This is a genomic window from Opitutus sp., from assembly GCA_024998815.1.
GTDB lineage: Bacteria > Verrucomicrobiota > Verrucomicrobiia > Opitutales > Opitutaceae > Rariglobus.
Genome location: JACEUQ010000002.1, coordinates 1,537,247 through 1,550,687, shown reverse-complemented (window position 1 = coordinate 1,550,687; position 13,441 = coordinate 1,537,247). Strand labels below are relative to the sequence as shown.

At 61.6% G+C, this 13,441-nt stretch carries 10 protein-coding genes; 8 read left to right on the top strand and 2 right to left on the bottom strand.

Features of this window, described 5'->3' with window-relative positions:
• Positions 1–97: 97 nt before the first annotated feature.
• Positions 98–1,033 carry an exosortase/archaeosortase family protein gene (locus H2170_14600; GenBank protein ID MCS6301304.1) on the bottom strand — a complete coding sequence of 312 codons (936 nt, stop codon included), beginning with the start codon at positions 1,031–1,033 and terminating at the stop codon, positions 98–100.
• 325 nt (positions 1,034–1,358) lie between these two features.
• On the opposite strand from H2170_14600, the gene H2170_14595 reads away from it, so the two are divergent.
• The gene (locus H2170_14595; GenBank protein MCS6301303.1) at positions 1,359–1,784 is read left to right on the top strand and encodes a DUF393 domain-containing protein; all 426 of its coding nucleotides are present in this window, start codon (positions 1,359–1,361) and stop codon (positions 1,782–1,784) included.
• On the opposite strand, the gene H2170_14590 is transcribed toward H2170_14595, so the two are convergent.
• Positions 1,781–2,950 (bottom strand): putative C-S lyase, encoded by a 1,170-nt coding sequence (locus tag H2170_14590; protein ID MCS6301302.1) that lies wholly within the window; start codon positions 2,948–2,950, stop codon positions 1,781–1,783. The two genes, H2170_14595 and H2170_14590, sit on opposite strands and share 4 nt — an antisense overlap.
• Before the next feature lie 501 nt (positions 2,951–3,451).
• On the opposite strand from H2170_14590, the gene nadD reads away from it, so the two are divergent.
• From nadD to H2170_14555, 7 genes are all read left to right on the top strand, one after another.
• A complete protein-coding gene (nadD, locus tag H2170_14585; GenBank protein ID MCS6301301.1) occupies positions 3,452–4,042 on the top strand; it encodes a nicotinate (nicotinamide) nucleotide adenylyltransferase in 591 nt (196 codons plus the stop codon).
• Position 4,043: 1 nt separating this feature from the next.
• The gene (gene rsfS, locus H2170_14580; protein MCS6301300.1) at positions 4,044–4,697 is read left to right on the top strand and encodes a ribosome silencing factor; all 654 of its coding nucleotides are present in this window, start codon (positions 4,044–4,046) and stop codon (positions 4,695–4,697) included.
• A 677-nt stretch (positions 4,698–5,374) separates the two neighbouring features.
• Positions 5,375–5,731 carry a prepilin-type N-terminal cleavage/methylation domain-containing protein gene (locus H2170_14575; GenBank protein ID MCS6301299.1) on the top strand — a complete coding sequence of 119 codons (357 nt, stop codon included), beginning with the start codon at positions 5,375–5,377 and terminating at the stop codon, positions 5,729–5,731.
• 146 nt (positions 5,732–5,877) lie between these two features.
• Positions 5,878–7,740, top strand: coding sequence for a hypothetical protein (locus H2170_14570; GenBank protein MCS6301298.1), 1,863 nt, complete (start codon positions 5,878–5,880; stop codon positions 7,738–7,740).
• Between the two features lie 5 nt (positions 7,741–7,745).
• Entirely contained in the window at positions 7,746–9,602 is a 1,857-nt protein-coding gene (locus H2170_14565; protein ID MCS6301297.1) for a hypothetical protein, read from the top strand.
• The gene (locus H2170_14560) at positions 9,583–11,085 is read left to right on the top strand and encodes a glycosyltransferase (GenBank protein MCS6301296.1); all 1,503 of its coding nucleotides are present in this window, start codon (positions 9,583–9,585) and stop codon (positions 11,083–11,085) included. The genes H2170_14565 and H2170_14560 overlap by 20 nt, the downstream gene beginning before the upstream one ends.
• Before the next feature lie 15 nt (positions 11,086–11,100).
• Positions 11,101–13,437 carry a hypothetical protein gene (locus H2170_14555; protein MCS6301295.1) on the top strand — a complete coding sequence of 779 codons (2,337 nt, stop codon included), beginning with the start codon at positions 11,101–11,103 and terminating at the stop codon, positions 13,435–13,437.
• Positions 13,438–13,441 lie beyond the last annotated feature (4 nt).

Here is a 13,441-nt window from a genome sequence, read left to right as displayed (position 1 = left end):
CGCAGACTTCCAGTCTGCCCGATGGGGAAATGCAGGCTGGAAGCCTGCGCTACGTCACTCATGGTCACTAATCTGAATATCCGAAACTTAGTGCGGATTAGTGTTCATTAGGGGTTAAAAACTCAGAGGGATGGGGTTGAGTTTCCGGTTTCGCCGAGTCCGCGTGGGCCGCCACCGGCGGACGCCACGCGAGCCAGCCGACCAGTCCGAGCCCGGTCCACAGCATGAGCACGCCGGCGGTCTCATGCAGCGCGTAGTAGTGTTGCGGGAAAAAGGGGGCCAGCACGCAGATGATCAGGATGCGCAGGAGATTGAAGCCGAAGCCGAGCGCCAGAGCCAACGGCACCAACCAGAGCAGCGCGCCCGCCCGCCGTCCGGCGATGCCCGCTGCCAGCACTGCGAGCACCGCCCCGCTGGTGATCAGGCCGAAGCCGTTGCACTCGGTGGCGACCTCGAAAATGTTACGCCCGGTGTTGAGCATGAGCTTGGGCGCGGGTTGCAGGATGACCGCCAGTTGCGGCGTAAAACCGATGCCTTGGAGCAGGCGCGCGGCGTTCAATCCGGCCATCTGCCGCAAGGGCCAGTCGAGCACCGGGAAGAGGAGAATGACCCCGAGGCAGCCGATGAAGCCGGTGAACAACGGGCGGAGAAACCGCGAGGCATCCGCGCCTGCGACCACGTGCAGGCATCCGGCCAAACCCAACACGAAGGCAGGCAGCGCGAGCAGCGGTTGGTTTAACCACCACGCAGCGACCACGCACAGGTAGGCGGCAATCAGCAGGAGCAGCGCGCGGTTACTCACCTCCAGCACCAGCCGCCATTCGCGCAGGTGCTGCCAGATCACCAAGCCGGTGGCCGCGCCGAGTAGCACGAAGGACTGGCGGATCTGGGCGCTTCCGGTGACCTCCTGCGCCAGCCAGCGGGTGATGGGCCAAAAAGCCACGCCGCTGCACACGAGCACGCCCACTGCAATCCAGCGGCCGAGGTCCCACGGGCGGGCGGCTGAGGCGGGCGTGGGGGCAGGGGCGATCATGGGGCGTCAGGCAAAACGCATGCGGGGCGTTGCGCAAGTATTCCGGCGCTGTTGCCGTGCCTGCCCGTGCGTCGGGTGGTCTTTGTCCTTCGCCGCGATTTCGACGCTAGCAGGCAGTAGCATGATCTTGTCGGGTTAAACCAAGGCCGTTTAGCCGCAAAAGAACGCAAGGAGCGCAAAGAACAAGCCTGTATTTCTATGTGTTCGCTGCGTTCTTTCGCGGCTAAAAGGATCGATGTTTGGCGTTGATTTTACAGAGGAGGAAGATCCGACAGTTCTAAAAATGGCGTTGGCCCGTGCGCGTTTGGGCTTCCTAGTTGAATCCATGGCAACACTTCGCACGCCGGTGCTCCTTTACGATGGCGAATGCGGGTTATGCCAGTCCCTTGTACGTCTGATGCTCCGAGTCGATCGACGCGGCGTGTTGTGTTTCGCCCCGCTTCAGGGGAAAACGGCACAGGTTTTTTTGCGCAGTCATGGGTTAAACACGACCGACTTCGATAGTCTGGTATTCGCTGTGAATCTGGCGCGGACGGACGCGGCTTTTTACCAGCGAACGGCCGGGGTTTTAGCCGCATTGAGGGAACTGGGCGGCGGGTGGCGGTTACTGGGGCGGCTGTTGGCCGTGGTGCCGGTGGTGTGGCTTGACGCGGGCTATCGGCTGGTGGCCCGCCTGCGGTATCGGATTTTTGGGCACTCGGAGCCGAAGCCGCTGCCCAATCCGGATTGGGCGCGGCGGATTTTGGATTAACCGAGCGCGCCGACGGCGAGTTTGAGGCGGCGCAGGGCCTCGGCGAGGGTGGCGCGGGGGCAGCCGATATTGATGCGCACGTGACTGCCGCGTTTGGCCCCAAAGAAGGCGCACTCGCTCAGGCCGACGCCGTGGCTTTCAAAGTGGGCGATCGGGTCGGTGAGGTTCAGCGTCTCAATGTTGATCCACGCCAGGTAGGTGGCCTCCATGGGGGCGTCGATTCGTAGGCCGGGTAATTCGCGGGCGAGAAAATCGAGCAGGAAGTCGCGGTTGCCGCGCAGGTAGGCGAGTAGGTCCTGGCGCCAGCCTTCGCTGTCGCGGTAGGCGGCCTCGCAGGCGGCGAAGCCCAGCGTGGTGACCTCGGCGACGATGCCGGTGGTCGCACGGACAAAGCGTGCGCGCAGGGTGGGGGAGGGGATGATCGCAAAGGAGGTGCCAAGCCCGGGGACGTTGTAGGTTTTGCTCGGCGCCATGAGCGTCACGGTGCGCTCGGCCAAGGCCGGTGAAAGCGTGGCGGCGGGGATGTGCGGCAGCGCGGGATCGAGGATGAGGTCGCAGTGGATTTCGTCGGAGCAGAGTACGAGGTCGTGGCGGGTGCAGAACTCGCCGAGTTTCTCCAGTTCTTCGCGACGCCACACCCGGGCGAGCGGGTTGTGGGGGTTACAGAGAAAGAAGAGTTTGGTCTGGGGCGTGACGGCTTTTTCCAGGGCGTCCCAGTCGATCGTCCAGCGGCTGGGTTGGCTGGTGGCGTCGAGGACGAAGGGCACCGTTACCGAGACGCGGCCACTGTTTTTTGGCGCGGTCATGAAGGGCGGGTAAACGGGGGTGAGGGTCAGCACCTCTTCGCCGGGTTGCGCGAAGGCTTGGGCGGTGACGTTGAGCCCGCAGACCAGTCCCGGTAGCCAGACGATCCAGGTCGGATCGATGGTCCAGCCGTAGCGCGCGGTGAGGGCGTCAGTGACGGCGGACACGGTGGCGGCGGTCGGGCGGGCGTAGCCAAAAATGCCGTGCTCCACGCGCTCATGAAGGGCGGCGATGATGGCGGGCGAGGAGCGGAAATCCATGTCGGCGACCCAGAGTGGGAGGATGTCGCGGCCGGCGTATTTTTGCCATTTTTGCGAGTCGGTGCCGAGGCGCTGCGGGACGGTGTCGAAGTCGAAGCTCATGATTGTCGCTAAGACGGACAGAGGCGGGGCGGCGGGCAAACCTCAAAACGGGGGCGTCTCCGTTTTTGAATAAAGGCCATTCGTTGAATTTTTTTAACGCAAAGGGCTCCTAGGACCGCGAGGGTCGCAAAGGCAGGGTTCCTCGACGTTTTCGGTGGATAGCACACTCATCCATTGGCCACAAAAAACACCAAATGACACAAAAAGCCCCATCCACGGCCATTGCTTCGGGGATAAATATCGGATGATTGAGCCGCAAAAAAGCGCAGGAGTCGCAAAAGGAAACCACCTCCGGAAGCACTCCGATTTTTTGCCCCCCTTGAGCCTCTTTGCGGCCACCCGCCGTCTTTGGAGTCGGAGGCTTGCTGAACATGGCTTGGCTTCCTGCCCTCTGCGATCGCTTGTTTTGAAGATGAGCCTACGGGGCTGCGCTTGAGGCTGGTTTTTGGGGGAGTCAAACGCGGCCTTGCGGGGCGCGGTGGGCGCGTTTTGTTTTGCGGCATGAAGATTGGTTTTATGGGCGGGAGTTTTGATCCCGTGCACTTTGGTCACCTGTTGGCGGCGCAGGACGCCTACGAGCAGGCGGGGCTCGACCGGCTGGTTTGGGTTCCGGCCGCACAAGCGCCGCTAAAACCGGATACGCCGCAAGCTTCGGCCGAGTCGCGGCTGGCGATGGTGCGCGCGGCGGTGGAGGGTGACGAGCGGTTCGCCGTGTGCGATTACGAGGTGCGCCGGGGAGGGGTTAACTACACGATCGATACGGTGCGTTATCTAGAGACGCAGTATCCGGGGGCCGAGCTGTGCTGGGTGATCGGGGCTGATCAAGTCGCGCAACTCAACAAGTGGAGCGAGATCGGCGCATTGGCGCAGAAGGTTGAGTTCATCGCCTTGGCCCGTCCAGGCTGGAGCGGGAGCCATGACGCGGGGATTGCCGGGCTGGGGGTACGGCTTCAGTGGTGTGAGGGGCACCAAGTGGAGCTCAGTTCCACCGAGGTGCGGCAACGCGTGGCACGGGGCTTGCCGATAGATTACATGATTCCGCACAAGACGGTTGAGTATATCCGGGAAAACTCCCTCTATCGCCAAAAATAACATGTCGAACACGCCTACACCCGATCCCATTTTCACGTTAGTTCAGCAGATGGTCCGCGCCCTCGCCGATAAAAAAGCCGAGGATCTGCGCGTGCTCAAAGTGAGTGGAAAGTCCACGATCACCGATTATCTCGTGCTGGCCACCGGTAACTCGGATCCGCATCTGCGCGCGCTGCGCATCGAGGTGGAGCGGGTGTTGGATGAGGTGAAGCACCCCATCTGCGGCATGGAAGTGGGCGGCTACGGCAGCGGCTGGACGGTGGTCGACGCCTACCAGATCATGGCGCACATTTTCACCCCGGAGCAGCGCGGCAATTACGCGTTGGAGCGCCTGTGGAAAGATGCGGAGTCGATCAATATTTCTAAGCTGATCGAAGAGCCGAAGGCGGTTAAGTCCGTGGCCACGCCGGCGGTCGAAGTTGTCGTCGCAGCCAAGCCTGTGGCTAAAAAAGCGGTGGTGAAGAAAGCGGTTAAGGCGGTCGCGAAGAAAACCGCGGTTAAGAAGGTCGTGAAGGCCGTCGCCGTAAAGAAGCCCGTCGCCGTCAAGAAGGTTGCCGTCGCGAAGAAAGCGGTCGTCGCCAAGAAAGTTGTTAAAAAAGCAGTCGTGAAGAAGGCAGCCGTGAAGAAGGTCGTGGCGAAGAAGCGGAGCAAGTGAGTAGGGCTGGGGCCGGCGGTAGGCGCGTGGCGCGTGAAGCGTAACGCGCGGCGGTGGTAGGGCGTGCGGGGGGAGCGAAGGCCTGCCGCCCGCGCCCGTGGCACGCTTCATTGCCCCAGCGAAGCGGTGGTTCTTCGACAGTTTCAGTGGGTGGAAAGCCAAACAACGAACGAGGAAACGGATGGGTGTCACAGAGCCAAGCCAGAGCGCCGACACAGAGAGCACAGAGTTCGATCCGCAGCAGCGGGGAAATCGTTAATCTCAATACTCGGAAGGAGTAAGGAACCCAGACGGAAGGGAGTTCGAATGCTTCTGAACCAACGGAGTCTATGCGGTCTTCCTGTCTTCAAACTCTGTGTCGGCGCTCCGGCTCGGCTCTGTGATACACTCCGGCGGTCTGATTTTCTACCTCGCAACCCACCGGAAACGTCGAGGAACCGAAGCGGTTACACCAATCAGCTTTGGAATAAGGGATGCCGCCCAAAGGCCTCCGTCATCAAGAATCGATTGAGTTAAGCTCATCTTGAACGCGAATGGGTATCAGCCCTAGGGGATTCCCCCTAATGGATACGGGGTGTTCCTGCCTGAAATAAGCATTGCAAGAGGCTCGGGTGCATGGCCAAGTTTTGGCAACTGCTCACCTTTGAGCCTTTCTTAAATCCAAACGTAAAACTGCTATGAAAAACCTCCGTTCCAGCAAGGGCTTCACCCTCGTCGAAATCATGATTGTCGTGGTCATCATCGGCCTGCTCGCCGCCATGGCCATCCCCGCCTTCCAAAAGGTGCGCTCCGCCTCGCAAGACAAGGCCGTGACGAACAACCTTCGCCAGCTCTCGGCTGCCGCTGACCAGTACTTCCTGGAAGCCGGTGTTTCCACCGTCCTTGCCGCTGATCTGATTGGTACCAACTCCTCCCAGTACATCAAAGTGCTGGCTACCGTGGCCAACGAGACCTATCCGGTCAACTTGACGCAGGGTATTGCCCTCACCGCTACGGGCGTGGGTGGTGCTCGTACCGTCACGTATAATAACTAAGCGACACTGCGTTCGCTTGGCTGTCTTTCGCCGCTCCCAGTAACGGGAGCGGCTTTTTTGTGCCCATTCCGCTGGAATGGGCACGTATCGGATTCCTTACTCGATTTCGCTGTGCCCCTAATCTAGTTACTGCATCTTATTGCCTTATGATTCGTTCGTTATCCGCAAATCGAGCCTTATTGCTTCTTATTGTGCTGTGCTTGCTGGTGCTGGCCTTGGGGCGGTGGCTATTGCCACCCGGACTGGCGCTGAATGCGGTGATTTCGCTCGGGTATTGGTGGACGCTGGCGGCGGTCATCCTTGCCGGTGTGTCTTTTTGGCGACTCTTCCAGCAGTGTGCGGTTGTTAACCGCCCCACGGGGCTAACGGTGGTAGTGATTTTGGCGGTGAGCGCCTGTTGGCACGCTCAGGAGCGGTTCGGCTTTAAGGTCCTCAGCGACGAGATTGTGATGTTGGGGACCTCGCAAAACATGCATCTCGGCCGTGATGTCGGTTATGGTATTCGCGCCACCGATGTGCGCGGGCCATTTGAGTTGCTTCAATGCGTGCTCGATAAGCGCCCGCTGCTGTATCCCTTTTTGGTGTCTGTCCTGCACGACTGGACGGGTTACCGGCCGGCCAATGCCTTTTGGCTCAATGCCGGCATCGGTGTGGGCTTCTTGGTGTTGCTGCATGGGCTTGGGGCTAAGATCGGTCGCCATCGCTCGGCGGGCCATGTCGCCGTGCTGATTGCCGGGGGAATTCCATTGTTGGCGCAGCAGGCCTCCGGCGGTGGGTTCGAGTTGCTGAACCTCACTCTGCTAACGGCTTGGTTGTGGCAGGGAATTACATACTTGGAGGACGTTGATGGCGTGCGCCAAGACGCCTTTGTGCTCACTGCGGTGTTGTTGGCCTGTACCCGTTATGAGTCGCTCCTTTATCTGGTTCCGACTGCACTGCTGGTTGGCTTTGCCTGGCGGCGCAGTCGGACGATTTTGATTACGCCCGCGACGGTGCTAGCACCGGTGTTGTTGCTGCCTTCGCTCTGGCTCCATGCCACCTTTGATGTCGATGCAGGCCGCTGGGAGATGGCCTCCAAGGGGGCTGATTCGGTTTTTTCGCTTTCCTATGTTCCTGATAATTTGGGGCACGCGGCGGCGCACTTTCTTGCCACCGATGGTTATCAGCCTAACTCATTGGTTTTTGGTGTCTTGGGGTTACTGGCGTTGCCGCTTTTTCTTCTTTGGTCGTTACGCGTGTGGCGAGCGCCGCGTCAAGCTGCGCCGGCGGATCTCGCCCTTGCTTGGTCTTGCCTTGGGTTGTGGGGCGGATCGGCACTGTTGATGCTGTATTTTTGGGGTCAATTCGATCACCCCGTGATCCATCGCCTCAGCTTGCCCACGCAATTGCTTATGTTGGTGGCGCTGCTCGTGGTTCTTGGTCGGATGGTTCCCTATCGTCAATGGCTGTGGAAAGCGGCGGCGTTGGTCGCCATCGCCACCTTGCTGGGATGGAGTCTGCCGGTGATGGCAAAAAATGCGTACGGGCACACTTATACTCCCGGCCTCGCCTATGCCTGGCGCGAGCAGTTCCTCCACCAAATCGCCGAGCGGCAGGTGTTGGTGATTGATCGTGACACCCAATTTTGGATTACCCAAAAGATCGCGGCCACCCCAGTAGCCCAAGCCGAGGTGCGCAAGGAGGGTATCGCCTTCCACCTGCGCAACCGCAGCTTTGCGGATATTTTCGTGTTTCAGTGTTTCAAGTATGACGAGGCAACTGGGATTGAGGCGGTTTACCCCGAGGATAGCCTGAGCCCGGCTTTTGAGCTCACGCCCGTGGCTCAGCTCCGGTTGACGATTGGGCATATGGCTCGGATCAGTCGGGTAACGGCGATTCGCGAGGGAGACAAGGTGGTGGCGCAACCCACCTGGCCGACCCCTACGCGTCCGGCGGTTAACCTGCCTGCCGAGCAAACGGAGGCCGCTCGGCGAGCCTATATGGATAATTGGATCAAGCAGTTGCCCTGACCCGCATGATTCCCGTGATCCCCGCCTGGCTGCGGCCTGCTGAGCCCGACACGCGTCGGCGGTTGGTGCTACTTATACTGACATCCCTGGCGGCTGTTCAGATCGGTTTTGCTACGTTCACGCCAGCGCAAGATGCGTGGATTTTACGCTACTGGGGGTATCCGGTAATCGCGCTCACCTTTGGTCTTTGGCTGGCAGCTCTCTGGCGCCTGCGCCCGGCGCGGGCCGAGATTCGTGGGTGGGTGGTTGGTGAAGGTCGTTGGGTGTTGGCCGCAGCGGCGGGATTTACGCTGCTCGCGTTGGTCTCCGCGCCCTACCTTTACAGGGTCCTCTACGACGAAGTGGTGATCCAAAGCACGGCAACTACCATGCACTGGCAGCGCGAAGTGGGGGCGATCGGTCGCGCCTACAATTATGAGGGGGCGCTGCAGATTCTCCAGCCGTACCTCGACAAGCGTCCCTATTTTTTTCCTTTTTTGGTTTCGCTGCTGCACGACCTGATCGGTTGGCGGGAAGCCAATGCCTTTATCCTCAACACCGCCCTGCTGCCGGTGGTCCTTGTGCTGACTTATGCGGGAGGGCGGGCGTTGGCGGGCACTCGCGCGGGGCTGGTCGCACTCGTTTCGCTGGGATCCTTTTCTTTGGTCCTGCTCAATGCCACCGGGGCAGGCCTAGAGATGCTCAATCTCGCCCTGTTTTTGGGTTTGGTTGTGAGCGGGGGAGCGTACTTGGCGCGACCAGATACTCAACGGCTCGATCTTCTGGTGCTTACCAGTGTCCTGTTGGCCAGCACGCGCTATGAGTCGAGTATCTACGTCGGCTCGACCGCATTGATCGTGGTGGCTGGCTGGGCCCGCGCAGGTCGGCCCCTGTTGTCGTGGGGAGCCCTGGCAGGGCCGCTGTTGCTCATCCCCTACGCCTTGCACAACCGCTACCTCACGGCCACGCCCATCCTCTGGGAGCTGCGCGAGGGCCTGCAGCATCGCTTTTCAGTCGATTACCTCGCGGCTAATATCGATTTTGCCTACGATTTCTTTCTTAACGTTGGGCCGAACATTGCCAACTCGCCTTGGCTTACGGGGGCCGGCGGAGCCGCACTTATTGGGCTGGCGAGCGTGGCATTTCGGCGCCACTTACGCTGGGGGGATTTGTCGCCAGCCAGCCAAGCCTGTGTGGCGCTCGCCGTTGGCGTTACGGTTAATCTCGTCCTGCTTCTTGCCTATTATTGGGGGGATTTGAGCGACCCGATTGTGTCACGGTTGTCGTTGCCCTTGCATGCCTTGCTCGCCCTGGCGATTGGCGGTGCTGTGGGGACACTCGAGGCGCATCGCTCTTGGCGATTGGCGGGTCCTGTGATGATTGGTGCGCTGGTTTGCTACGGCGTGTGGGGCGCGCGCGTAACCCAAAACCAGCCGGATGGTAACCAGGTGGAAACCGCTCAGCGCTGGGAGCTTTCTGTGATCGAGCGGCTCCCCCCAGCTACGCGTCTGGTGCTTACGGATAAAAGTGCCTTGTTTTGGTTCGCGCAGGGAATGGGCGCGACGTCTTGTTTCCGGTCGGTTCTGTGTGCGGAGGGAATCGCTTACCATTGGCGGGCCCATTCGTTTCAGGAGATCATCGTCATTCAGCGCTTTGCTCCGCTCGGAGCTGAGGGAGGGTGGGCGCCTGAGCCCGACTCGCGCATTCCGGCGGGCATCACCTTGGATCCCCTGGCGGAACGCCGCTTCGGGGTGAAGTTACAACGGATCAGTCGGGTCGTGGCCATAACCCCGCCGCCGCCCGTGCCCGCCGCCCCGTCCGCCAAGCCCAGTCCGCCCACCGCAGCCACCACCTCCCTTACTCATGCCATCGCCGGAAATTGACCCATCCTCTGCCTCCCTGGTCACCCACTTCGACTGGGTCGCCATGCACGACGCCCGCGCCCGCCGCGCCCAGCGCGGTTTCCACGCCCAGTTGCTGGCTCACTTCCGCCACCACATTCCCGCCGGCAGCCGGGTGCTCGAACTCGGCTGCGGCACGGGCGACTTGCTCGCCGCTCTCCAACCGGTGCGCGGCCTCGGATTGGACTTCAGCCCCGCCATGATTGCCAAGGCCCGCGTTCGCCACGTCGGCAGCCCCACCTTGGAATTCCGTGTCGCCGACGCAGCGCAGGTGCCCGAGGGCGAAACCTTCGACCACATCATCCTCGATTACATCACCGGTTACCTCGACGACATTCAGGCGGTGCTCGAACGCCTCCGGGCCTGCGCCCATCCCCGCACCCGGCTGCACCTGACTTCGCTCAACACCCTGTGGACGCCCGCCCTGCGGTTGGCCTCCGCCACTGGCCGGGTGATGCCTCAGCCGCCCAGCGCCTGGCTGGCCGACAGTGATCTGCTTAACTTGTTGGAGCTCTCCGGCTGGGAGGTCGTCCGCTTTGAGCGCCTCCAACTTTGCCCCTGGGCCATTCCCGGTCTGGCCGCCCTGTGCAACCGCTTTCTCGTCCGCCTGCCCGGGCTGCGCCACCTCGGGATTACCCTGGCTTTCACCGCCCGTCTGCGCACTCCGCCGTTACCCGACGCCGCTCGGCGACTGACCTGCTCGGTGATCGTACCCGCCCGCAATGAGTCCGGTAACATCCGCCCCGCGCTGGAGCGCATCCCCGTGCTCGGAGCGGGCACCGAGGTGATCTTTGTCGAGGGCCACAGCCGTGACGACACCTGGGAGGTGATCGAGCGCGAAGTCGCCGCCTACACCGGGCCGCATCGGGTGCGCTGCCTGCGCCAGCCCGGCAAGGGCAAGTGGGACGCAGTCCACGCCGGTTTCGCCGTGGCCACCGGCGACGTGTTGGTGATTCAGGACGCCGACCTCACCGCTCCGCCTGAGGATTTGCCCAAGTTTTTCCGTGTGATCGCCTCGGGGGCGGCCGAGTTCGCCAACGGCAGCCGCCTGGTTTACCCGATGGAAAGCCGGGCCATGCGCTTCTTGAATTTGCTGGGCAATAAGTTTTTCGCCTTGGCCCTGTCCTTCGTGCTCGGCCAGCCGGTCAAGGACAGCCTGTGCGGCACGAAAATGCTGCTGCGCTCCGACTACGAGCGCCTGCTGCAACGCATCGCGCCCTTTGGCGACTTCGACCCGTTTGGGGATTTTAATCTACTGTTTGGGTCTTCGTTGCTCGACCTGAAAATCCGCGACGTGCCGGTGCGCTACAAGGACCGCACTTACGGCGAGACCAACATTTCCCGCTTCCGCCACGGCTGGATTTTGCTGCGCATGACCTGGTTTGGTCTGCGCCACCTGCGCTGTTATTCGATGCGAGTGGCGTCCTGCGCGAGCGATCCGGCGCGCACCGTTTCTGTGGTTTAAGCGTCGCGTGGTTTTATGGCTGAAATCGGAGCTTTTCTTTGGGGGGTGATTCCCTGGTCGGTGTTGGGGCTGTTGATCTGGCAAAGCCACCGCCGCCGGGCAGGCCCGCTCGCGCTGGCGCGGTGTGTCGTCGGCTGGGGCATCGGGATTTGGGGCGTGAGCCAGCTGCTAGGCTTGGGGCACGCGCTGGCGCCTGGGCCTCTGCGACTGGCTTGGGTCGCCGCGTTCGCTGGCGTTGCTTTCTACGGCTGGAATCAGCGCGCTGAGCGTCCGGCTAACGGCATCGACGGCGGTTGGCTGCCGCGTGAACCAGGGGTGCGTTGGCTCTTCGGACTGGCGGTGCCTTTGCTGGGACTAGCCTTGGTGCGCGCTTTCGTTTCGCCGCCGAACACCGTGGATGTACTCAGCTACCACCTGCCGCGCCAGTTGCTTTGGTTGCAGCAAGGCTCGTTGGATTTTTATCCAACAATCAACGACCGGGAAAATATGATGCCGCCCTTGGCCGAGGTGCTTGGCCTGCAGTTTTTGGCAATCACCGGCGATGATCGTTGGGCTAATCTAGTCGAGTGGGCCGCTTATCTGGGCTCCGCGTGGGCTGTCGGTATACTGGCGCGTCTGCTCGGGGCGCGTCGGTTGTTGGCCGCTGCCGCTGGGGTGGCGGTGCTGCTGGTACCGATGAGTCATCACGAGGCTTCCAGTGGTAAAAACGACCTCCTCGCCGGGTTCTGGATGCTTTGTTTCGCTGTGGAACTGGCTTGGCTGGTTCGTCGCGGCCTGACTCGCCTAAGGCCTCGCGATGGGCTGTGGCCAGCGTTGGCGTTGAGTGCCGCTTGGTTGACCAAGAGTACCACGATGGTCATCGCTCCGGTGCTCGTGTTGTGCGCCGGGGTGGCTCTCGTGTGGCCGGCCCGCGCGGCCTTTCGCCGGTTGTTCGTTCCCGCACTTTTGGCCATCGGCGTGCTCCTGCTCTGCGTCGCGCCGTTTCATTTGCGCAACATCGCCTACTACGGCACTCCGCTCGGCCTGCACCGGGCCGAGGATGGCGGTGCCCAAGCCAACGCCGCCTGCTCCCCAGCGCTGGGTACCTCCAATTTGCTGCGTCATGCCACCGTCCACCTGCTGCTGCCCTGGCCGGCATGGAACGAGACGTTGCTGGCGGGCGTACGTGACGCCCACCGTATCCTCGGTGTCGATGCGGAGGACCGACGGACCACGCTCTGGACGCTGTCGTTTGATCCGGTCTATCACCCGGATTGGGAGTCTCAGGCTGGCGCTCCAGGCCACTTCGGGGTGGGCGTTCCCTTGCTTATACTGGCAGCAGTCTTGCCGGGGCGACGGCGCGCGCGCTGGTGTGCGGTTGCTGTCATTATCGGCGCATTCGGATTGGTGTTGGTCCTCAAATGGCAGCCTTGGTTGGCGCGATTACATCAAGGTTTGTTTTTTGCCGGTATCGCTGCTGTTGCCGCTTCCTGGCAGCCCCTGATGGCTAAGGGGTGGGCGCGCGTTGCCTTGGGCATCGTGCTCGTTGGACTGGTGGGCGCCTGGTGGCCGGGGCGAGAGACCGACGGGCGTCGGCTTTGGGGTGCTCATTCACTTTTTTCAGAGAGCCGTGATGCCAACTATTTTAGTCGAGTAGACGGGGTGGTGAAGCGAGTGGATGGATTGGCGCGTACGGTCATCGTCAGCGGCGCCCGCAGCGTGATCATTCCGAATGTGCATGATGTGGCCTATCCGCTCATGCGTGCCTTGCGGGTGGCTAATCCTGAAATCGTTTTCGCGGAGGTGCCTCGTCGAGGGGCTCCGGCGCTTTCGGCTGAAGCACTGGTGCTGATGGAATGCGGTCAGGTGCAGCCGCTTTGGCGCGAGTACGCCGGCCGCACCGATTGGCGCCTGGTGGGAGTGGGATTATCCAGTGGAGGCGTTTATTTGCCGCTCGCCCAAGTGGTCGCACGGGGCGGGTTGGACGTCCTGCCCACTTTCGCTGGTTGGCGACTCGCTAGCGGGCTGCAGTTGGCGCACGTGCAAACCCCTGCCGGGCCAATTTTACCGGCCTGTATTTTTACGGAGGACACGGCTGCGATTGTGCTGCCACCGCTGCCCAGTGGCGGCGAGTTGCGTTGCACTCTATTGGGGGCCCCGCGTGAGCAATTGCGGGTGGGGTGGAAAGACGAAATCACGGGCCACGATCAGCCCCTCACCTTGAGCTGGCAGGAGAACTCGGTTGCGGGGCATGGTTTCACCCTGCAGTTATCGGCGGCGATGCTGCCTCGGCGCCTCTATTTTCAATTACCCGCTGGCAGTCGCCCGGTTTTAACTCGGTTGCAGCTGCAGGATCGGCTTAGCTCCCATTGACCTC